This is a genomic window from Blautia fusiformis (assembly GCF_020686995.1).
Lineage (GTDB): Bacteria > Bacillota > Clostridia > Lachnospirales > Lachnospiraceae > Blautia_A > Blautia_A fusiformis.
Window position 1 is genome coordinate 306,642 of the sequence record NZ_JAJEPT010000002.1, and the last position, 22,134, is coordinate 328,775.

At 44.6% G+C, this 22,134-nt stretch carries 16 protein-coding genes and 1 tRNA gene; 16 read left to right on the forward strand and 1 reads right to left on the reverse strand.

All coding sequences use genetic code 11. The features are described 5' to 3' along the window. Positions 1 to 7 precede the first annotated feature (7 nt). The 6 genes from LKD46_RS03345 (at position 8) to LKD46_RS03370 (ending at position 9,843) form a co-directional block, all read left to right on the forward strand. The gene (locus LKD46_RS03345; RefSeq protein ID WP_227573801.1) at positions 8 to 3,355 is read left to right on the forward strand and encodes a DEAD/DEAH box helicase family protein; all 3,348 of its coding nucleotides are present in this window, start codon (positions 8 to 10) and stop codon (positions 3,353 to 3,355) included. Positions 3,356 to 3,896: 541 nt separating this feature from the next. Beyond that, positions 3,897 to 5,291, forward strand: coding sequence for a magnesium transporter (gene mgtE, locus LKD46_RS03350; RefSeq protein WP_227573802.1), 1,395 nt, complete (start codon positions 3,897 to 3,899; stop codon positions 5,289 to 5,291). Between the two features lie 248 nt (positions 5,292 to 5,539). After that, entirely contained in the window at positions 5,540 to 6,931 is a 1,392-nt protein-coding gene (locus tag LKD46_RS03355) for an alanine/glycine:cation symporter family protein (protein ID WP_015524707.1), read from the forward strand. A 135-nt stretch (positions 6,932 to 7,066) separates the two neighbouring features. Then, on the forward strand, positions 7,067 to 7,669 hold the full coding sequence (thrH, locus tag LKD46_RS03360) for a bifunctional phosphoserine phosphatase/homoserine phosphotransferase ThrH (RefSeq protein WP_227573803.1): 603 nt from the start codon (positions 7,067 to 7,069) through the stop codon (positions 7,667 to 7,669). A 16-nt stretch (positions 7,670 to 7,685) separates the two neighbouring features. After that, on the forward strand, positions 7,686 to 8,534 hold the full coding sequence (locus tag LKD46_RS03365) for an alpha/beta hydrolase (RefSeq protein ID WP_118752953.1): 849 nt from the start codon (positions 7,686 to 7,688) through the stop codon (positions 8,532 to 8,534). Between the two features lie 202 nt (positions 8,535 to 8,736). Beyond that, a complete protein-coding gene (locus LKD46_RS03370) occupies positions 8,737 to 9,843 on the forward strand; it encodes a DUF362 domain-containing protein (RefSeq protein ID WP_173762295.1) in 1,107 nt (368 codons plus the stop codon). A gap of 600 nt (positions 9,844 to 10,443) precedes the next feature. Here LKD46_RS03370 and LKD46_RS03375 read toward each other — a convergent pair. Further along, positions 10,444 to 11,031, reverse strand: coding sequence for a cytidylate kinase-like family protein (locus LKD46_RS03375; RefSeq protein ID WP_015524710.1), 588 nt, complete (start codon positions 11,029 to 11,031; stop codon positions 10,444 to 10,446). A gap of 309 nt (positions 11,032 to 11,340) precedes the next feature. Here LKD46_RS03375 and LKD46_RS03380 point away from each other — a divergent pair, with 309 nt between their 5' ends. The 10 genes from LKD46_RS03380 (at position 11,341) to LKD46_RS03425 (ending at position 22,129) form a co-directional block, all read left to right on the forward strand. Beyond that, on the forward strand, positions 11,341 to 11,673 hold the full coding sequence (locus tag LKD46_RS03380; protein ID WP_110102169.1) for an ABC transporter permease: 333 nt from the start codon (positions 11,341 to 11,343) through the stop codon (positions 11,671 to 11,673). A 163-nt stretch (positions 11,674 to 11,836) separates the two neighbouring features. Continuing rightward, entirely contained in the window at positions 11,837 to 13,882 is a 2,046-nt protein-coding gene (locus LKD46_RS03385) for a M28 family peptidase (RefSeq protein WP_199579952.1), read from the forward strand. 20 nt (positions 13,883 to 13,902) lie between these two features. Beyond that, on the forward strand, positions 13,903 to 14,538 hold the full coding sequence (locus LKD46_RS03390) for a GNAT family N-acetyltransferase (protein WP_015524714.1): 636 nt from the start codon (positions 13,903 to 13,905) through the stop codon (positions 14,536 to 14,538). 11 nt (positions 14,539 to 14,549) lie between these two features. Then, a complete protein-coding gene (locus LKD46_RS03395) occupies positions 14,550 to 16,226 on the forward strand; it encodes an alpha-glucosidase (RefSeq protein WP_022426070.1) in 1,677 nt (558 codons plus the stop codon). A gap of 122 nt (positions 16,227 to 16,348) precedes the next feature. Then, positions 16,349 to 17,161 (forward strand): FAD binding domain-containing protein, encoded by an 813-nt coding sequence (locus LKD46_RS03400; protein WP_022426069.1) that lies wholly within the window; start codon positions 16,349 to 16,351, stop codon positions 17,159 to 17,161. Beyond that, a complete protein-coding gene (locus tag LKD46_RS03405; protein WP_015524717.1) occupies positions 17,158 to 17,628 on the forward strand; it encodes a (2Fe-2S)-binding protein in 471 nt (156 codons plus the stop codon). The genes LKD46_RS03400 and LKD46_RS03405 overlap by 4 nt, the downstream gene beginning before the upstream one ends. Beyond that, positions 17,625 to 19,919, forward strand: a complete 2,295-nt coding sequence (locus tag LKD46_RS03410) for a xanthine dehydrogenase family protein molybdopterin-binding subunit (protein WP_227573804.1) — start codon at positions 17,625 to 17,627, stop codon at positions 19,917 to 19,919. The genes LKD46_RS03405 and LKD46_RS03410 overlap by 4 nt, the downstream gene beginning before the upstream one ends. A 1-nt stretch (position 19,920) precedes the next feature. Further along, positions 19,921 to 20,985 (forward strand): DUF6077 domain-containing protein, encoded by a 1,065-nt coding sequence (locus LKD46_RS03415; protein ID WP_021650910.1) that lies wholly within the window; start codon positions 19,921 to 19,923, stop codon positions 20,983 to 20,985. 34 nt (positions 20,986 to 21,019) lie between these two features. After that, a complete protein-coding gene (locus LKD46_RS03420) occupies positions 21,020 to 21,850 on the forward strand; it encodes a hypothetical protein (protein WP_021650909.1) in 831 nt (276 codons plus the stop codon). Between the two features lie 207 nt (positions 21,851 to 22,057). After that, a tRNA-Arg gene (locus LKD46_RS03425) sits at positions 22,058 to 22,129 on the forward strand. Positions 22,130 to 22,134 lie beyond the last annotated feature (5 nt).

Here is a 22,134-nt window from a genome sequence, read left to right on the forward strand (position 1 = left end):
TTTCACAATGGTAACAAACTTTGATTACTTAAAAAATGAATCAAAATTCTCTGCATTTGCGAATGTTGCCATCTCTGCAGAGAAAATTATATTGGCAGATCCGGATGCGAGTATTCTTAACAGCCGGCGGGCTATGGAATTTGCTGTGAAATGGTTGTATTCTGTGGAGAACAGTTTGCAGATTCCGTACCAGGATAACCTTCACACTTTGATGAATACAGAGGAATTCAGACAGTTAGTGGGACCGGATCTTTGGAAACGGATGGATTATATCCGCAGATGTGGAAATAGTGTGGCACATAGTAATAAAAAACCTGGCAGAGATGCAGCGATGCTCTGTCTTGAAAATCTGTCGATTTTTTTAGATTACGTTGCATATTGTTATGGAGAACAGTATCAGGAACATCCATTTGACAAATCGATTATTGATGGCAGAATTGAGAAGGCAAAGGCATCCAGGGAAACAGCCAGAAAAACAAAGGAAACACTTCTGAAAGAACAGGAAAAAACTGCCCAGCAGGAACTGGATCTACAAAAACTGATGGCAGAAAATACTTTTCTCAGGGAAGAACTGTCCGCACGCCACGAGAAACAGCAGCAGACATATGTTCCGAAACCTCTGGATCTGTCTGAATATGAAACCAGAAAACTTTACATAGATTCCATGCTTATTGATGCAGGATGGACACAGGGAAAAGACTGGTTAAATGAGATGACTGTGACAGGAATGCCGAATAAATCAGGGATTGGACGTATTGATTATGTTCTCTATGATGATATGAATAAACCTCTGGCAATTATAGAAGCAAAACGTACCTGCAAGGATATTGCTGAGGGCAGGCAGCAGGCGAAACTTTACGCAGATCTGCTGGAACAGGAATACAAACGGCGTCCGGTAATTTTCCTTACCAATGGTTTTGAAACCCGGATCATAGACGGACAATATCCGGAAAGAAAATGTTCAGTTATTTATTCCAAACGGGATCTGGAGAAATGGTTTAACCTTTTGAGTATGCGTACAAGCCTGCAAAATATTTCTGTAGATAAAAAGATAGCAGAACGCTATTATCAGGAAGCCGCGATAAAAGCAGTATGCCAGAGCTTTGATGAAAAGAATCGGAGAAAAGCCCTGCTTGTTATGGCCACAGGTTCCGGAAAAACCAGAACAGTAATGGCTTTGTGCAAGGTACTGGTTGATGCGGGCTGGGTGAAGAATATACTTTTTCTGGCGGACAGAAATTCACTGGTAACACAGGCGAAAAGAAGTTTTGTAAACTGGATGCAGAATTTTTCCTGTACAAATCTGGTTGAAGAAAAGAATAATTATATGTCGCGATGTGTTTTCTCCACATATCAGACCATGATAAACTGTATTGATACGATAAATGATAAAGAAGGAAAAGTTTTTACCTGTGGTCATTTTGATCTGATCATTTGTGATGAAGCGCACAGATCTATTTATAATAAGTATAAAGATATTTTTACATATTTTGATGCACTGCTTGTAGGACTTACTGCAACACCGAAAGATGAGATTGACAAAAATACATATGAAGTATTTGAACTGGCAAACGGAGATCCCACTTATGGATATGATCTGGCGCAGGCGGTTAAGGATGGATATCTGGTTGATTATCTTTCGGTAGAATCCAGGGTGAAATTTATTGATCAGGGAATTGTATATGATGAACTTTCAGAAGCAGATAAAGAAATTTATGAAAATACTTTTGAAGACGAAAATGGAAAGCTTCCGGAAGCGATAAATTCGGCTGCATTGAATACCTGGATTTTTAACGAAGATACCATTAAAAAAATTCTTCATGTCCTGATGAGTGATGGAATTAAAATTGAATACGGACAGAAGATTGGAAAAACAATTATTTTTGCGAAAAATCATGATCATGCGGAAAAAATCCTTGAGATTTTTAATAAGGAATATCCGCATTTAAAGAATTATGCTATGGTGATCGATAACAGAATGAAATATGCACAGAGTGCAATTGATGAGTTTTCAGATCCGAAAAAACTACCGCAGATCGCAATTTCTGTAGATATGTTAGATACCGGAATTGATGTACCTGAAGTTCTTAATCTTGTATTCTTTAAGAAAGTTATGAGTAAAGCAAAATTCTGGCAGATGATCGGACGAGGAACAAGACTATGCCCGGGATTGTTGGATGGGGAAGATAAGAAAAAGTTTTACATTTTTGATTTTTGTGGAAATTTTGAGTTTTTCCGAATGAATAAAGGAAAAGCAAGCGCAAATCTGATGGCGTTGCAAAGTGCAGTTTTTAATCTTCAGTTTGAGATTTCGTACAAGCTTCAGGATATTAAATATCAGACAGATAAATTAACTGCGTACAGGACTGCACTTGTAAAGCACATGACTGAAAAAGTAAAAGAGCTCCCAAGAGATAGTTTTACAGTTCGCCAACATTTGAAATATGTAGAATTATATTCAGAAGAGTCGAACTATCAGATGCTTACTTATGAAGATACTTTACTTGTACGGGAAGAGGTTGCACCCTTGATTTTGCCTGAAAGTGATGAAGTAACAGCAGTACGTTTTGATGCACTTATGTATGGAATAGAACTTGCATCTCTGGTTGGAAAGAAATATACAAGTGCGCGAAAAGATCTTTTAAAAAAGGTTTCCGGAATTGCCGGAGTGGCAAATATACCGGAGATTCAGGCACAGACAGAGCTGATCAATCAGATTTTGCATACAGATTATGTGGAAAATGCAGGAATTGATGAATTTGAAAATATCAGGAAAAATCTGAGAGATCTTATGAAGTATATTCCGGATAAGAGCAGGAATAAATATATGACCAATTTTACAGACGAAATTCTTTCAACGGAATGGAAAGAAGCAGAATTGGAAAACGATGATCTGGAAAATTATAAAGTACGAGTAGAATATTATGTCCGACAGCATCAGGATAATTATGTGATATCAAAGCTGAAAAAGAATCAGCCACTTACAGAAAAAGATGTAGATGAACTGGAAAAAATTCTCTGGAGAGAGCTTGGTACAAAAGAGGATTATGAAGCAGAATTTGGCAGAAAGCCATTGGGAGAATTTGTCAGAGAAATGGTAGGTCTTGATATGAATGCAGCAAAGGAAGCTTTTTCAAAGTATCTTGAGGATGTAAATCTGGACAGCAGGCAGATTTATTTTGTAAATCAGATCATTGAGTATATTGTTCATAATGGAATGATGAAAGATCTTTCTGTTTTGCTGGAATCTCCGTTTACGGATCGTGGGGGCATTTCGGAAATCTTTACAGATATGGGTGTTTGGCTTGGAATAAAAAAAGTCATTGATACGATCAACGCAAATGCTGCTGCATAAACATCCACCTCTGTAAAACATAAAATTTCAACCGGATTTACAATAAATTTAACCATAAATCCGGTTGACAAAACCCGGCTGGGAACGTTATAATGGCCGGGTTGATAAGATATTTTAAGAAAAAAGGCAGGTGAACAGAATGGACAGTTGTGATTCTCATGGGCGAAGTTGTAGCTCTCGGAGTGAAAGATGGAAAAAACAGAGAGGGATGAGGCTGTTCCATTCTGTTTTAAGTGTACGGAATATCTGTGGGAATATTATATCTATATATCAGAAGGATATATTTGACAGGATGTATCGGTGTCATCAGAATCTGTACGGTATTATTACATTATAATTTCAGCAGGATTATGATAGATATATTTTTCATTCTTCTCATTCTGAGAATCTTACAGTAAGGCGATCATGTATAAATTCATTTCGCTTTATACTCAAATCCCAAGGAAACACAATCGAAAATCAAACAGCACATAGACATGCTTTAACATGTCTGTTTTTGGTGTGCGTGTTTTGTGCGAAACTATGTGAGGAGGATGAGAAAATGACAAAAAGAAATCAGGATTTTTCAAAAGATATTCTGAGTCTGATCCGAAGCAGTGTTTCTCCGGCAGTTTTAAGTGAAAGGCTGCAGGATTTCCACGAAAACGATCTGGCGGAAGTATTAAGAGAATTAAGCACTGCGGAGCGCAGCAGACTATACCGTATCCTGGAAAGCAGTATGCTGGCAGATGTTTTTGAATATCTGGAGGAAGAAGAAACTGTACAATATCTGGAAGAGATGGATGTAAAAAAAGCGGCAGCCATTCTTTCCAAAATGGAAACCGATGCCCTGGCAGATGTTTTAAAGCAGATCGATAAAGAAAAACGCAAGCTTCTGATCCAGCTTCTGGATGAACAGGTGCGGAAAGATATTGAAATGATCCGCTCCTTTGATGAGGATGAGATCGGAAGCAGAATGACAACGAACTGCATTGTGATTCGTGAAAATCTGACCGTAAAGCAGGCCATGAGTGAGCTGATTTCCCAGGCGGCAGATAATGATAATATTTCTACGATCTTTGCAGTGACGGACAGAGGGGAGTTTTATGGAGCCCTGGATCTGAAGGATCTGATCACAGCAAGACAGGACCACCCTATGGAAGAGCTGATCGTAACTTCCTATCCATATGTGTATGGTACTGAGCAGATCGACGACTGTATGGAACGGCTGAAGGATTATTCTGAAGATTCCATTCCTGTACTGGACGATGACAATCGTTTCCTTGGAGTGATCACATCCGCAGGGATCATCGATCTGGTAGACGATGAGATGGGAGAGGATTATGCAAAGCTGGCCGGTCTGACTGCAGAGGAAGATCTGAAAGAACCTCTTTTTGAAAGCATGAAAAAAAGAATGCCCTGGCTGATCGTTCTTCTGGGCCTTGGTATGGTGGTATCTTCTGTTGTGGGAATGTTTGAAAAAGTAGTTACCTGTCTGCCGATCATCATGTGCTTTCAGTCTCTGATCCTGGATATGGCAGGAAATGTTGGAACCCAGTCCCTGGCTGTAACCATCCGTGTACTGATGGATGAGACGCTGACGGGCAGACAGAAAGCAGAGCTTGTGCTGAAGGAAATGCGGATCGGTCTTTGCAACGGTGGTCTGCTCGGTATTCTGTCTTTTGTACTGATCGGATTGTATATTTTCTTATTCAAAGGAAAAACACTCGTATTTGCCTATGCGGTATCCGGCTGTATCGGATTATCCCTGCTGGTGGCCATGCTGGTATCCAGTGCAGTGGGAACCTGCATACCGCTGTTTTTCAAAAAGGTTGGTGTGGACCCGGCAGTAGCCTCAGGTCCTCTGATCACTACGATGAATGACCTTGTAGCCGTGATAACATACTATGGAATGAGCTGGATATTCCTGATCGAGATGTTCCACCTGGCTGGCTGAGAGTAAAATGCAGCTATGCTCATAAAAACAGACAGATATCAGAAATCTGTCGAATAACAGAAAAGTTACCAATACAAAAAAATTCCGGATCGAAAGATTCGGGATTTTTCTTTACATACAAACAGAAAGCTATTATAATGAAAGATACGCTTTGCCCGTTTAAAACGTTGCAGAAATAAATACAAACAACGGGCAGAAAAAGAGAACAAAACGATCACATGGGGTGATTGGGGAAAGGAAACAGTAACATGATAGTAACAATGATCGAAAAGGTCTATACATTTCTGTGGGGAGATCTGATAAGGATCCCGCTTCCGGGAGGAAGTACGCTGGGAATCTCACTTCTGATCCTGCTTCTGATTCCGACCGGTATCTATTTTACCATCAGGACAAAGCTTCTGCCGATCCGTCTTTTTCCGGATATGGTACGAGCCCTGTCAGAAAAGAAAAGTGACAAAAATAATCTTTCAGCATTTCAGACGCTGATCGTATCTACAGCTACCCGTGTGGGAATGGGAAACCTGGTCGGTGTGGTAGCTGCGATCTCGGCAGGAGGTGCAGGAGCGGTATTCTGGATGTGGATCACGGCGCTGATCGGTTCCTCCACTGCTTTTATCGAAGCAACCCTGGCACAGCTCTATAAAGAAAAGGATCCTCTTTATGGTGGCTACAGGGGCGGTCCTGCCTACTATATCCACCGCTACTGGGAAGAAAAACAGGGCAGAAAACGAAAAAAGGTTCTGCTTTCCGTTCTGTTTGCCATTTCCGGCCTGATCTGCTGGTGTGGGATCAGTCAGGTTATCAGCAATTCCGTCACGGCGTCTTTCAAAAATGCTTTTGATATTCCGCCGCTGTATACTACCATCGTGCTGGTAGTGATCGCAGCTGTGATCGTGCTTCGGAAGAATGCAACGGTTAAAGTTCTGGATCTTCTGGTGCCGGTGATGGCAGTGCTTTATTTTGTGATCACGCTATTTATTATATTTACAAATCTTGGAAGTATGCCGGGAGTATTTAAACGGATTTTTGAAGAAGCTTTCGGATTTCGTCAGGCTGTTGCCGGCGGATTTGGCGTCGTGCTGATGAACGGAGTAAAAAGAGGCCTTTTTTCCAATGAGGCGGGAAGCGGCTCCGCTCCCTGTGCAGCAGCGGCAGCAGAATGTGACAGTCCGGTAAAAGCCGGATTTGTCCAGGCCCTGGGTGTATTTGTGGATACGATCGTGATCTGCAGCTGTACAGCTATGATCATGCTTCTGGCCCCGGAAGATCTGGTACAGGGGCTTTCCGGAATGGAACTTCTTCAGACTGCCATGCATTATCATATGGGGCAGTTTGGAGTGATCTTTATTGCTGCAACATTGTTTATGTTCAGCTTTTCCACATTCCTGGGAATCCTGTTTTATGCAAGAGGCAATGTGGCTTATCTTTTTGGTGATAACTGGGGTTCACAGACAGGATATAAGGTGCTGGCACTGGTGATGCTGTTTATCGGTGGGATCGCGGCTTACACATTTGTATGGGATCTGGGAGATGTAGGAATCGGCCTGATGACGATCTTTAATATTTTCATGCTGTATCCTCTTGGGGAAAAAGCACTGAAAGAGCTGAAGATCTATGAATCGGAAAAGAAGAAAAAATAAAACTGTTTACAGACCTTGAGAGCATATGGTAATATCAGGGTAAAGCGCTAAAAGATTAAAGAGTTCTGACAGCCGGAAGGAGTCAGACTCTGTGAAATATCAACGGTAAGTTGGATCAAGAGGAGGATATGAAAGATGTATATTACATGTCTGGACGTAGAAGGTGTACTGGTACCGGAGATCTGGATCGCATTTGCAGAGGCAAGCGGAATCCCGGAGCTCAAGAGAACAACCCGTGATGAGCCGGATTATGATAAGCTGATGAACTGGAGACTTGGAATTCTGAAGGAGCATGGTCTGGGACTGAAAGAGATCCAGGAGACTATTGCAAAGATCGATCCCCTTCCGGGAGCAAAGGAATTTCTGGATGAGCTGAGATCTTTTTCCCAGGTGATACTGATCAGTGATACCTTTACACAGTTTGCAACTCCGCTGATGGAGAAGCTTGGACGGCCGACACTTTTCTGTAATTCCCTGGAAGTGGCAGAGAACGGAGAGATCACAGGCTTTAAGATGCGCTGTGAAAAATCCAAGCTGACAACTGTGAAGGCACTGCAGTCCATGGGATTTGAGACTATCGCAAGTGGAGATTCCTACAATGATCTCGGAATGATCCAGGCAAGCAAAGCAGGCTTCCTCTTCCGCAGTACAGAACAGATCCGTGCAGATCATCCGGAAATTCCTGCTTACGAAGAGTACGATGAACTTCTTGCAGCGATCAGAGAAGTAATGAAATGAAGAAGGGAAAGTCGGAATGATCAACGAAAGAATTGTGATCGAAGAAAAAACAAAGGACTATAATGAGGCATGGATAGAGACCTATTTCTGGCAGGAGTCGGAAGAACTCTATCCGGGACAGAAGCGTCCGGTCATAGTGATCTGTCCGGGCGGAGCTTATGGCATGACTTCAGACAGAGAGGCAGAAGCCATTGCTGTCCGGTTTATGGGAATGGGCTATCACGCAGTGGTGCTTCGTTACAGTGTGGCACCTGCCAGATATCCGGTGGCCCTCCGTCAGCTGGCAAAAACAGTAGCTCTTCTCAGAGAGAACAGCGATAAGTGGCATATTGAAAAAAATAAGATTATTGTGTCAGGTTTTTCGGCAGGTGGCCATCTGGCAGCTTCTTTGGGAGTATTCTGGAATACGGAGGAGCTTGCCGGGATCACGGGAATGGAAAACGAGAGGATCCGTCCCAATGGCATGATCCTGAATTATCCGGTGATCACTTCAGGGGAAGCTGGTCATGAAGAAAGCTTTCGAAATCTTCTGGGAGATCGTTATGAGGAGCTGAAAGATCGGATGTCTCTGGAATTTCAGGTTACGGAAGATACACCCAGAACCTTTATCTGGCATACCTTTGAGGATCAGACGGTGCTGCTGGATAATACACTTCTCTTTGTTCAGGCACTCTATAAAAAGGGCATTCCAGTGGAGTATCATGTTTTTCCGCAGGGACCCCATGGGATCGGCCTGGCAAATGAGCTGACTGCCAACGAAAACGGCAGAGGGATCGCAAGAGCCTGTGAACCATGGAGTGAGCTTGCAGGAAAATGGCTGAACCGAGAATTCCCATGGTGGAACGGGGCAAAGATCGAAAGATAATACGAGACTGCTGTGTCGGATAAAATATCCTTTTTACCGGGAAACCGGTAGAGAGGGTATTTTTTATGATTGTGATGATTGTGATGACTGCTGTATTTGTCGGCTGTTTTGTCTGGCTTATCTGATGATAAAAGCTTTGCAGGGCTTTGGTGTGGATCTGGATCAACATTCACATTGCAGAAAGAAAGGAATTTTGATAATTATGGATAAAAATCAGATTTTTATTACCAGTGGTACGGAATATAAAAGAATGACAAAGGAGCTTCTGGAAAAAGCGGATCTTCAGTCCCATATCGGGGACAGAAAGAAAAAAATCGGGATCAAGCCGAATCTGGTTTCTCCTTCAGAGGCTTCCTGGGGTGCAACGACTCATCCGGAAGTGGTTGCAGGAATTATCGAGTATCTGAAGGAGCATGGCTTCCGGGATATGGTGATGCTGGAGGGATCCTGGGTAGGAGATAAGACAAGGGAGGCTTTTGAGACCTGTGGCTTTGACAGGCTTGAGGAAGAGTATCAGGTGCCGTTCTGGGATATGCAGAAGGATAAGGGTATTTCTGTGGACTGCGGCGGAATGGAGCTGAATGTCTGTGAGCGGGTAAAGGAGCTTGATTTTCTGATCAATGTGCCAGTTCTGAAAGGCCATTGTCAGACAAAGATCACCTGTGCCCTTAAGAATATGAAGGGGTTGATCCCAAATAAGGAAAAGAGACGGTTTCATTCTCTGGGGCTTCATAAACCCATTGCTCATCTGAATATGGGGATACAGCAGGACTTTATTGTTGTGGATAATATCTGCGGGGATCTGGATTTTGAGGATGGCGGAAATCCTGTCGTGATGAACCGGGTGATGGCTGCCTGTGATCCGGTTCTTGTGGATGCATATGTGTGTCAGATGATGCATTATGAGGTAGCTGAGGTTCCTTATGTGAAGCTGGCAGGTGAGCTTGGCGTGGGCTGCTCAGATATTTCTAAAGCAGATGTCAGATTTCTGGAGGATGGTGCGGATCAGAGGATGCCGGTATCCAGAAAGGTTGTGGAGCTTGCGGATGCCGTGGAGGAAGTGGAATCCTGCAGTGCCTGCTACGGGTATCTGATCCCGGCATTGGAGATGTTGAAGGAAGAGGGGCTTTTTGAGAAGCTGGATGAAAAGATCTGCATCGGACAGGGGTATCGTGGTAAGACGGGAGTGCTTGGTGTGGGACACTGTACCTGTAAGTTTCAGAATTATGTGGAGGGGTGTCCGCCGTTGGAGGGGGATATATATGAGTTTTTGAAGGGGTATATTGGCGAACGGACGCCGGGGAAGTGACAGTCCTCCGGGCCGGACTCCGTCGGGGGATGCTGCTAAGGTTCCGTGAGCCGGCTAAAACCATTGCGGAAGGGCCCAGAACTCGCCTTCGGCTCAAACAGCTGGGCCCTTCCGCAATAACGCCGTCTCCCGCAACCTAACCATCATCACCCCTCCTCCGTAGCAGCCCGGAGGACTGTCACTTCCCCGGCTGACGTTTCAGACGGAGAGGTGGAAGCGGACGCGTGGTGTCCTGTCCTTACGTTTTGATGAGTTGAGCGTCCGCAGTTGGAGGTGTGGGAAGAATAGCGTCTGGTCAATAAATATTTTGGTGTTGCTCAATGTGTTGGAATGGTGGGAAGGATACGTCTTCTTGTTGAAAGGTGTTATGCCGATGAGATTGGCACAGTCTGGCGTCTTAAACAAACGCAGAATCCATCACCCTGTCAACAACGTAACATAACCAAAACGTACGGTTCATAGCGGGGCCTGAGGGAAGGGGTGCAGGGGAGGGGAAACGGCCTTTCGCAACTACGAGTGCTTCCCCTCCCCTGCGGTTTCACTTACGCTTCCAAAGCGTAAAAACATTTTTCAGAAAAAAATTTTCAGAAAAAAAGAATCCTAAAGACATCTCTTTACAATCTCAATAATCTGCTCCATAGAAAACCGGCTGCTGTCAATACAGAGATCATACTGTGTCATATCCAGCCATTTGCTGTCTGTAAAGTATTCATAGTAAGCTTTTCTCTCTTTATCCATTTTTTTGACCAGTTTCCGTGCGCTGGCTTCTTCTCTGCCGGTACGGCGTATCACATTCTGAACTCTTTCCTCAAAAGGTGCATGGATAAAAAGTTTAAGTGATTTATCCTTCAGGATACTGGTTGCACAGCGGCCGACAATTACGCAGTCCTCTCTCTGCGGAAGGGACAGGATGATCTTTCTCTGGAGATCATAGAGCACATCGTTCATTGGTACAAAAGAGAAATTATCTGTAAACTGCAGCTCACTGTCAACGGGAAATACCCACTGACTGGCTTTTTTCTCGTCTACCTTTGCTAGGGTGTCGAAGGGGATATTGTTTTTCTTGGCAGCCATGTCGATCAGTTCTTTATCATAAAAACCGATGTCCAGGTTTTCAGCCAGAGTCTTGCCGATAAGGCGTCCGTTGCTTCCAAACATACGATTGATGGTGATAATACGTTTTGCCATAAAGATACCTCCTTTATCTCGGACCGGAAGCAGGAATATCTGATTTCCGGTAGTTTTTCTTACTTCTTTTATAACATATTTCGGTAAAAAATACCAGAAAATAATATATAATTTTTGAAATAATATTTAATATATACAAAAAATAATGGCAACAGACAGAAAATATAATTAATTATTTGTATTTGCATATGAAAAATATCATACCTTTTTCACCGGGTTTTCACAGATCACACAAAGACTTTACACATTTTTTTAAAAATATTTTTAAAACAGAGAGAACATACACAGCATATTTGGAGGTTAAGGAAAATGAAACGACGGCATAAAAGGCTTATGGTGATCATCCCGTTTTCTACTATGACCAGGCTTGCGGATAATGTACTGGATGTGACCATGTTTTACGCATCCGGAGCAGATGAGGATAGCCTGGAGCCGGCAGAAAATGCGTTTACAGAGCTCCTGATGGAACGCTTTGAGCAGGACGAAGACGCTTTTTCCATTGTGGATCAGTCAGAGATCATGGAAGCCATGTTCGGTGTCACCAACACCATGTCTTTGATGATCGGTGTGCTTTTTGGCCTGTATCCGGCTAACAAGGCAGCATCCAGGAAGCCTATTGATGCGCTTCGGTATTCCGGCTAAAAAGAAATTATAATAACGTGATTTGTGAGATGGATTTTTTGTCAGAACAAATCGCGTTTTTTTATCTGGAAATCCGCACATTGATAAGGTATAATCTATAACAGTTAGAGGAATATCTCTGCCGGGAGGACGGAACTGCCGGCAGGGAACTGCCGAGAAAGGGATGACAGTAAATTTGAACATCGTGGAGAAATGTGTTTCATGCCTGAATATAAAAGAATCTTATGATCTGGCCAGGCACATGGAACAGGAAAAAACAAATCCGGTTCTGGGATACCGTACAGCAGGCTCCCTGGCAGAGCGAAAAACCGGAGATATGCTTTTGGAAGAAATGAAAAAAGCCGGTCTCACACAGGTAGAAAAAGATAAGATCCGTGTGGATGCATGGAAATTTAAAAAAGCGGTGATGCGCTGCCATGACAGAGAGGGAACCTGCCGGGAGATCCAGCTTGGCGCATATCAGACAGATTTTAAGACCAATGGCTTTCAGAGGTTTGATCTGGTATATCTTGGAAAGGGTACAGCTGACGAATATAAGGATATCGATGTGAAAGGAAAGCTGGTTCTTATCGAGATCAATCAGAGAGAAGAATGGTGGATCAACTACCCGGTGTATCAGGCACACCTGAAGGGTGCAGCAGCTCTGATCGCCGTACAGAGCAGAGGATACGCACAGATCGATGATACGGCTTTGAATGCACAGGATATCGCAGGACCTTCCTGTGCGCCTGCATTTTCCATGTCACGGGCAGATTTTCTTATGATCCGTCAGCTGATGGAGGAAAAAAATGAGAATGGGAATCGTGTTCCGGAGCTTTCCGTGGAATTTGATGCGGACACAGAGGTACTCAAAGACCAGTATACCTACAATATCGTTGGCAAAATCCCGGGAACCGATTCGGATTCCATGATCCTGTTAAGTGCTCACTATGATTCCTATTTTGAGGGATTTCAGGACGATAATGCGGCAGTGGCCATGATCATTGGAATTGCCAGGGCGCTGCTCCGTGGTGGCTATAAACCTCGCCATACTATTGTGGTATGTGCTCTTGCAGCAGAAGAATGGGGGATTTCCGACACAAAATATGACTGGTCCACAGGTGCTTACCGCCAGGTATTTGAGGCGAGACCGGAGTGGCAGGGGCACGTGATCGCAGATCTGAATTTTGAGCTTCCGGCTCATGCACACAGTACCAGAGATGCAGTACGATGTACCTATGAGTATGCGGATTTTGTGCGCAGCTTCGTGGATGCTGTGCAGATGCCGGAGGGGATTTATCCGGAGGGCATGACCACGTTGTATCCCATTGAAACCTGGTCTGATGATTTTACCATGGCTATTTCCGGGATCCCGTCCATGGTCAATGATTTCAGCGGTGGTCCCTTTATGGAAAATTATTATCATTCCCAATACGATAACCAGGATGTTTATGAGGAAGAGGTATACAGATTCCATCATGAATTTTATCTGAAACTTCTTCTGGCTATTGACAGCCTTGCTCTGCCGCCAATGGATTTCGGGCGGGTACTGGACCAAAGTATTAAGACCCTGGATACGGATCTGTGTATGCAGACCGGCGCCGACAGTACACTCCTTCTGAAAAAAACAGAAGAGGCAAAAAAAGCGGCTGCCATCCTTGCAGAGCAGGTACGGCGCTTCAACAGCCTTCCGGAAGAAAAACGTGACTGGAAAAAAGCCGATGCCATTACCGAAAAGCTTCTCGGTGTATTCCGAAAATCCCAGGATTATCTGGTACGTCTGGACTGGGATGACAATGTGATCTTTCCGCAGCAGGCAGTGCAGAACAATCTTTATGCACTGAAGAAAGCGATGGGATATCTGGAAAAAAGAGAGATCGCACCTGCGCTGGAGGCTTTTTACAGTATTGACAACAACTGTTATGCCTTTCAGTTTGAGCGGGAAGTCTTTTATCATTTTACGGAATATATCTTGAAGCAGTCCCCGGATCGCCTGATGTGGGGAAAGGGCAGGATCATCCACCATGAGAACCTTTATGATCTTGTGGAAAGCCTGAAGGAAAAGAAGCCGGGTGACAGCCTGGAGGCAGAAAAGCAGAGCCTCAAGGAAGCCTGGGAAAGACAGAAGCGTTATTATGCGGATGATATTGAATATCTGATCCGTGCAGTGGAAAAGCTCAGGAATCTGATCTGCGAGGTCAGTGATATGTTTGAAAAAGGAACAGAATAAAACCATACCTGGAGGAAAGAATGGAAAGCCATAATTTATACCGAGTGAAAGAAGAAGATCTGGATAAGCTGATCCGGATATTGACCGTATGTTTTTCGGAGGATCCTCTGTATCATGCACTGATCCCGGACAGGGATACCAGAGAACGGCTGATGCCGGAGCTTTTTACCTGTGATCTTACGGAGTTTTTTGAGACCTGCGAGATCTATGCAGACAGCAGTGAGCTGAACAGTATCCTGGTAGTATCCGACGGAACGGAGCATGAAGCAGCCTTACATAATCTGATGGTGGATTTTTTTGCCCTTCTGAAAACAGATGGCTATCTGATCAAAGAGGATCCAAGTCTTGCGACCCTGCGGAAATTCATCCAGGGAAAAGACTATCTGAATTCCAGCTGGACTTCCCAGCTTCATACAGCAGAAAGGCTTCATGTGATCTATCTGGCAGTGGCGCCGAAGATGCAGCATCACGGTCTTGCTGAAAAGCTGATGGATGAGGTGATCGATTATGCGGACAGGCATAAGCTGATGATCTCTCTGGAAACCCATAATCCGGCAAATGTTTCCATGTATGAGAAATTCGGATTTAAATTATACGGCATTGTACAGAAAAAAGGATTTGATCTGAAGCAGTACTGCATGATCAAACAGGCATAGGAGGAATTACGATGAAACGAAAATGGTGGCATGACAAAGTGGTATATCAGATATACCCCAAGAGCTTTTATGATTCCAACGGAGACGGAATCGGAGACATCCCAGGAATCATCAGCAAGCTTGATTATCTTAAGGAACTGGGAGCAGATATCCTCTGGCTTTCCCCAATCTATAAATCTCCCCTTGCAGACCAGGGATATGACATTGCAGATTATTATGCGATTGATCCGAGGTTTGGGACCATGGAGGATATGGATCGTCTGATCGCAGAAGCAAAAAAAAGAGAAATGTACATCCTTATGGATCTGGTGGTAAATCACTGCTCCGATGAGCATGAGTGGTTTCAGCAGGCCATTAAGGATCCGGACGGAAAGTATGGAAATTTCTTTTATATCCGGGACAAAAAGGATGATAAAGCTCCCTGCAACTGGAGAAGCTATTTCGGTGGTCCGGTATGGGAAGAGCTTCCGGGACATCCGGATAAACAGTATCTCCATGTATTCCACAAGAAGCAGCCGGATCTCAACTGGGAGAATCCTGAAGTAAGAGAGGAAGTCTACAAAAACATCCGCTGGTGGATGGAAAAAGGGCTTGGCGGATTCCGTATTGATGCCATTATCAATATCAAGAAGAAGCTTCCGTTTTCCGATTATCCTGCCGATCGTGCAGATGGGCTCTGCAGCGTCGGGAGGATGCTGGAGGAGGCAGAAGGGATTGGAGAATTTCTGGGAGAGATGGCTGAGAAGTGCTTTCATCCCTATGATGCTTTTACTGTAGGAGAGGTCTTCAATGAAAAGGAAGATGAGATCAAAGATTTTATCGGAGAAAACGGATATTTTTCATCCATGTTTGATTTTGAAGAAACCTGTTACGGAAAGAGCGAGGATGGCTGGTATGCATCCAAACCGTACCTGACTCCGGAAGAGTACAAGAAGTGTATTTTCCATACGCAGAAAAAGATTGGGGATACCGGCATGATCTCCAACATTATTGAGAATCATGATGAGCCAAGAGGTGTCTGTCACTATATTTCTCCGGAAGACCGCTGTCCGGATTCAAGGAAGCTCCTGGCAGGTGTTTATTTTCTGCTGAAGGGAATTCCGTTTATTTATCAGGGTCAGGAGATCGGTATGGAAAATATGGAGTTTACTTCTATGGATCAGATCGATGACATCAGTACCATCGATGAATACCAGGTAGCGCTCCGTGCCGGATGCAGTGAAAAAGAAGCGCTTGATGCTGCTTCCGCATTTTCCAGAGACAATGCCAGAACTCCGGTACAGTGGAGCGCAGAGAAAAATGCGGGATTTTCAGAAGGAGAGCCGTGGCTTGGGGTCAATCCCAATTATAAGGAGATTAATGTAAAGTCCCAGTTAACGGACAGTGATTCCCTCCTTTCTTTCTACAAAAAGCTGACTGCACTGAGAAAAGCTCCGGAATATAAAGAAACGCTTGTATACGGAACATTCGCTCCATATCAGGAAGAACAGAAGAATCTGATCGCATATACAAGAAACGGTGAGAAAAATCTTCTGATCCTGGGAAATATGCAGGCACAGTCACAGAAGGTATCTTTGCCGGGAGAAGTAAAAGAGGTGCTTCTGAATAATCAGAAAGCTGTGGAGATCACAGAAAAAGAGATCATTTTGAAACCGTATCAGTTTATCGTTCTGGAGACCGCTGTCTAATGCGGCGTCAGAACAGCAGAGAAAAAAACAATAGCTATTTAGCTGACAGTCTGTTAAAATAAATGTTCGGCTGAAAAAACAGCCGTAAAGAAAGAGAATGAGAATTCAGAAGGGAATAAAGTATGCTGAAGATAAAGAATTACGTAAAGGCAGAAAGCCTTGAACAGGCATATGAACTGAACCAGAAAAGAACAGCCTGTGTGCTGGGCGGTATGGTCTGGCTGAAAATGGGAAACCGGAACATCATGACAGCCATTGATCTGTCAGGTCTTGGGCTGGATACTATTACAGAAACAGAAGAAGCATTTGTGATCGGCTGTATGACACCACTTCATGCGCTGGAAACCCACAAAGAGCTGAATGCCTATACAAACAGTGCTATCCGTGAAAGTGTACGGCACATTGTGGGTGTGCAGTTTCGAAACTGTGCCACAGTGGGCGGAAGTATTTTCGGAAGATTCGGATTTTCCGATGTACTGACCATGTTTCTGGCACTGGATACCTGGGTGGAGCTGTACAATGGCGGAACCATTCCGCTGGCACAGTTTGCATCCATGGAAAAGGATAACGATATCCTGGTAAATATCATTGTAAAAAAACAGCCGCTGAACAGTGTGTACTTAAGTCAGCGGAACAATTCCACAGATTTTCCTGTGCTCACCTGTGCGGCCGCTCTTATTGACGGAAAAGCAAGAACTGTCATTGGGGCCAGACCCGGAAAAGCAATGATCGTGGAAGATGAAGAGGAAATCTTAAAAGATTTTGTACAGATGAATGCACAGCAGAAAAAGGATGCAGCAGCATCTTTTGCCGCATATGCAGCGGAACATGTTTCTACAGACAAGAACATGCGTGCTTCAAAAGAATACAGAAGTCTTCTTGTGAAAGTCCTTACAAGAAGAGCCTGGGAAGAGATCGGAGGGAGAGCAGAATGAATATCACTTTCTGGCTGAATGGTGTAAAACGGCAGGCAGAGGTACGTCCGGATGAACTGCTTCTGGATTTCCTGCGGAAAAACAGCTGTTACAGCGTAAAACGTGGCTGTGAGACTGCAAACTGTGGTCTCTGTACTGTGCTGATGGATGAACGTCCGGTACTGTCCTGCTCCATGCTGGCTGCCCGCGCAGACGGGAAACGGATCGTGACTCTGGAGGGAATGCAGGAGGAAGCAAAGGAATTCGGCGCTTTTATGGCAAATGAGGGAGCAGAGCAGTGCGGATTCTGCAATCCGGGATTTATCATGAATGTATTTGCCATGTTAAAGGAACTGGAAGATCCCACAGAAGAGGATATCCTGGAGTATCTTTCCGGAAATCTGTGCCGTTGTTCGGGATTTGTGGGACAGACCAGAAGTATCCTGAAATTTCTCGACTATAAAAAAGGACAGGAGGAAGGAAAATGAAATACGTAAACAAGCCGGTGCCAAAAACAGATGCAATGTCGCTGGTAACCGGAAAACCGGTCTATACCGATGATCTTGCACCTTCTGACTGTCTGATCGTCAAGCTCTTAAGAAGTCCTCATGCCAATGCCTGGGTGGAAGAGATCAAGACAGATGCTGCAAAGAAGATCGAGGGGATTGCCTGTGTTCTGACCTATGAGGATGTTTCCCACAAAAGATTTACCCTGGCCGGGCAGACAGCGCCGGAGATCAGTCCATGGGATCGCTATATCATAGATAAGCATGTGCGTTTTGTAGGGGATCCGGTTGCCATCGTAGCCGGTGAGACAGAAGAGGCAGTAGATAAAGCCCTGAAACGCATTAAGGTAAAATATCGTGTGGAGGAAGCAGTTCTGGATATCCACACAGCCAAGGATAATCCCATTCTGGTGCACCCGGAGGATGACTGGTATATGCCGATCCCGGCCGGCGGAGATAATAAGCGTAATCTCTGTTCCTCCAATGTAGAAGAAGTGGGTGATGTGGATGCCATGCTGGAAAAATGTGCGTATACAGTAGATCAGGTTTACCACACAAAGGCAAATCAGCAGACCATGATGGAGACCTTCCGTACCTACTGTTATATGGACCATTTTCAGAGACTGACGGTGGTTTCTTCCACTCAGATCCCGTTCCATATCCGAAGGATCGTAGGAAATGCGCTGAACATTCCGTCTTCCAAAGTTCGTGTGATCAAGCCTCGTATCGGCGGGGGCTTTGGTGCAAAACAGTCTTCTGTCAGTGAGGTTTTCCCGGCACTGGTAACATGGGTTACCGGGCGTCCGTCCAAGATCGTTTTTTCCAGAAAGGAATCTATGATCGCGTCTTCTCCGCGTCATGAGATGGAAGTCCATATCCGTATGGGTGCAGACGAAAACGGTATTGTAAAGGCAATCGATCTTTATACTCTTTCCAACACCGGTGCCTATGGAGAGCATGGGCCTACAACCGTAGGACTTTCAGGCCATAAATCCATTGCGCTGTATCGTCATACGGAAGCCTACCGTTTTGCCTATGATGTTGTTTACACCAATATGCAGGCAGCTGGCGCTTATCGTGGCTATGGTGCCACACAGGGTATTTTTGCTGTGGAGTCCGCAGCAGATGAGCTGGCTCATAAGATGGGGATGGATCCGGTAAAATTCCGCGAGCTGAACATGCCTATGGAGGGAGAGGCACTTCCGGGATATCCGGATGTACCGATCAACGGCAGCTGTACCATGGATAAATGCCTCGCCCGTGCAAAGGAAATGATCGGATGGGATGAGAAATATCCGTTCCGTGATATGGGTAACGGCAAAGTACGGGGTGTCGGTATCGCTATGGCCATGCAGGGCTCATCTATTGCAGGGATCGATGTCGGCGGAGCAGACATTAAATTAAATGAGGATGGTTCCTATACCCTGGCACTTGGATGTTCTGATATGGGAACCGGCTGTGATACCATTCTTGCTCAGATGGCAGCAGACTGTCTGGATACAGATATGAAAAATATCGTGGTATTCAGTGTGGATACAGATATTTCTCCCTATGATTCCGGTTCTTATGCATCTTCCACAACCTATGCAACTGGAAATGCCGTGATCCAGGCCTGCGGAGAACTCAGAAAGAGAATCCACGCTTTTGGCGCACAGATGCTTGGAGTATCTGCAGAGGATTCTGATTTTGACGGAGAAAAAGTCCGCACAGAAGACGGAAAAGAGGTAACGCTGCAGCAGATCGCAGGAAAAGCGACCTGTGGAGTCTGCAGTGAGCTTCAGGTTGTAAAAGAATATTCTTCTCCGATCTCTCCGCCACCGTTTATGGTAGGTGCCGCTGAAGTGGAGGTCGATAAAGAGACCGGACAGATCGATGTCATTGATTATGTGGGCGTGATCGACTGTGGAACTCCGATCAATCCAAATCTTGCCAGAGTGCAGGCAGAAGGCGGTATCGGTCAGGGAATCGGAATGGTTCTGTATGAGGATGTGCAGTATACAGATAAGGGAAAGATCCGTAACAATTCTTTTATGCAGTATAAGATCCCCAACCGTATGGATATTCCGAAGGTGCGGATCGAGTTTGAGAGCAGCTACGAGAAGACAGGTCCTTTCGGTGCAAAATCCATTGGTGAACTTGTGATCGATACACCTTGTCCGGCTATTGCCAATGCGGTTTATAATGCAACAGGTGTACGTGTCAGAGAGCTCCCGATCACTCCGGAGAAGGTTGCAATGGGAATCCTTGCCAGAGACGCCGGAGAGAAGGTGTGAAATGCAGGAGCTGATACTGGCAATTGCCGGACTGATCCTGGAGCTGCTGGTATTTTTCTGTGCAGGAAGTCTGCTGACACGGATACTGAAAATGAAGACGGAAGTAACCATGGAACTGGTCTTGGGATATCTTTTGTATTTTGCGGTTTTTGAGATACTTGCAGTTCCTATGACACTGAAATGGGTAAAACTGAGTACCTTTTCGTATCTGTGGATGGTGATCATGGCAGCTTGTGTACTGGCAGCATGTCTGTTTTCGCATAAACTTTGGAAGGGACAGCTGGACCGGATAGGAGAAACATTTCGGAAGCATTCACTGCTGCTGCTTTTGATCGCTGCGGCAGTGATCCTGCAGTGTTTTCTAGTGGCTGCATATCAGGACGTTACTGCAGATGCAACACATTATATTGGCGCAGTAAGCACTTCCGTGTATACAGACACTCTTGCTCGATACAGTCCGCTTACCGGTGTTATCCAGAGAAATTTTAATCTCCGCTATGATCTTTCAGCATATCCGATGAACAATGCGGTGTGGTGTGTCCTTCTGGGCATCCACCCGATCGTTCAGTCCAAGGTCGTGATGTCTGTGATCAACATGCTGATGATCAATCTTCTGATCTACCAGATCGGAAAAAGCTTTTTTCGTGGAGATGAAAAAAAAGCAGACCTGATGGTTCTTTTTGTGTGTCTGATGCAATTGTTTTCTTTTTCTATCTATACAACAGGAACCTTTGCGTTTATGCGGGTTTATGAAGGGAAGGCCCTGCTGGCAAATATTTCTATCCCGGCAGCGCTTCTGGTAAGTATACGGCTCTGGCTCAACAAAGATGGCAGAAATAAAGAGAGCTGGGTGCTGCTTTTCATTGCTGCAGTCAGTGCGTTGACGTTTTCAGGATCCTCCCTTATTTATCCTGCGGTAGTCAGTACGGCGATCCTTCCGGTGATGGTGCTGAAGAAAAAGCTTTCCTACGCGATTCCCTATGCGCTTTGTATGCTGCCGGGATTTTTGTATGCCCTGGTTTATTTTTCGGCGAAGCTTGGATGGATCGCATTTCCGGCATCATAGGAAACTGGGAAGATACTATGGATAGGAGAAGAAAATGGCGGGAGTAACGATCGAAGAACTGGGACTGCGTTTTGTGCAGATCTGTATGGAAAATTACTGGAGTGGCTGTATGCTGCCTGTATTTTTTCTGGCAGGTATACTCTGGGATATTTTTTACCGCAGGAGAAAAGAATCTAGAGTATTCCTGTATTATCTAGTCTTTCTGGCACTTACGGTATATAATCCGGTTCTTGTAAAATATGTGATACCAAAGGTACATTTTGAAAGTGAATATTATCGCTTTATCTGGATCCTTCCGGTGATCCCGGGTGCTGCCTATTATGCTGTACGGATCGTAGAAGCGGTAAGGTTTCGATGGCTGAAGGCTGTAACAGCGCTGATCCTTGCGGCAGTGATCGTCACTACGGGGACACCTGTTCCCGGCATTGCAAAAGATTATGTGATGGCGGAAAACATCTATAAAGTCCCGAATGAGCTGCGCTCAGTATGCGATGTGATCCATCAGGACTGCGATAAAGAACAACCCAAGGTTGTTTTTGACAATGAGCTGAATCTGGTGGCTAGACAGTATGATCCGTCACTGATTCTTGTTCTGGATCGTAATTTTATCCTGTATCGTGCAGGAAGTACTGTGGTAGGAAACTACGAAAACAGCAAGGCCTACCAGATCCAGAAAGTGATCATGGATGTGATCAGTTATCAGATGGATGTAGGGATCGATAAGTTCCGGCAGGTATTGAAAAGAACGGAAACCGATTATCTCGTTCTTCCGGTAGATCTTACAAATCATGACTATATCCGTCAGGCAGGATGTACCCCTATTGCACAGACAGAAAAATATGTGGTATACAGGTTTGAAGGGTGAATGTGTTCGCCCTTCTGGCCTGGAAAAATGACTAAAGTGCGTAAAATGATACGGAGAACGGAGTGAACAGCAACCATAAAATGTGTGATGAATATGTACTGTTTAAAAAAATCTTTACAATTTCATGGATTTGTGTTAAAATCATAAACAGTGTAAACCTACTTTGATAATTTCATACCTGAATTTAGAAGTTATGTTTTTCATTATGCACCTGTAGCTCAGTGGATAGAGCAGTGGTTTCCGGTACCATGTGCGGGGGTTCGATTCCCTTCAGGTGTGTTACC

Coding starts and splice junctions, on each gene's coding strand:
- LKD46_RS03345 (WP_227573801.1), top strand. CDS start 8: ATGGTAACAAACTTTGATTACTTAAAAAATGAATCAAAATTCTCTGCA.
- mgtE (WP_227573802.1), top strand. CDS start 3,897: ATGACAAAAAGAAATCAGGATTTTTCAAAAGATATTCTGAGTCTGATC.
- LKD46_RS03355 (WP_015524707.1), top strand. CDS start 5,540: ATGATAGTAACAATGATCGAAAAGGTCTATACATTTCTGTGGGGAGAT.
- thrH (WP_227573803.1), top strand. CDS start 7,067: ATGTATATTACATGTCTGGACGTAGAAGGTGTACTGGTACCGGAGATC.
- LKD46_RS03365 (WP_118752953.1), top strand. CDS start 7,686: ATGATCAACGAAAGAATTGTGATCGAAGAAAAAACAAAGGACTATAAT.
- LKD46_RS03370 (WP_173762295.1), top strand. CDS start 8,737: ATGGATAAAAATCAGATTTTTATTACCAGTGGTACGGAATATAAAAGA.
- LKD46_RS03375 (WP_015524710.1), bottom strand. CDS start 11,031: ATGGCAAAACGTATTATCACCATCAATCGTATGTTTGGAAGCAACGGA.
- LKD46_RS03380 (WP_110102169.1), top strand. CDS start 11,341: ATGAAACGACGGCATAAAAGGCTTATGGTGATCATCCCGTTTTCTACT.
- LKD46_RS03385 (WP_199579952.1), top strand. CDS start 11,837: ATGACAGTAAATTTGAACATCGTGGAGAAATGTGTTTCATGCCTGAAT.
- LKD46_RS03390 (WP_015524714.1), top strand. CDS start 13,903: ATGGAAAGCCATAATTTATACCGAGTGAAAGAAGAAGATCTGGATAAG.
- LKD46_RS03395 (WP_022426070.1), top strand. CDS start 14,550: ATGAAACGAAAATGGTGGCATGACAAAGTGGTATATCAGATATACCCC.
- LKD46_RS03400 (WP_022426069.1), top strand. CDS start 16,349: ATGCTGAAGATAAAGAATTACGTAAAGGCAGAAAGCCTTGAACAGGCA.
- LKD46_RS03405 (WP_015524717.1), top strand. CDS start 17,158: ATGAATATCACTTTCTGGCTGAATGGTGTAAAACGGCAGGCAGAGGTA.
- LKD46_RS03410 (WP_227573804.1), top strand. CDS start 17,625: ATGAAATACGTAAACAAGCCGGTGCCAAAAACAGATGCAATGTCGCTG.
- LKD46_RS03415 (WP_021650910.1), top strand. CDS start 19,921: ATGCAGGAGCTGATACTGGCAATTGCCGGACTGATCCTGGAGCTGCTG.
- LKD46_RS03420 (WP_021650909.1), top strand. CDS start 21,020: ATGGCGGGAGTAACGATCGAAGAACTGGGACTGCGTTTTGTGCAGATC.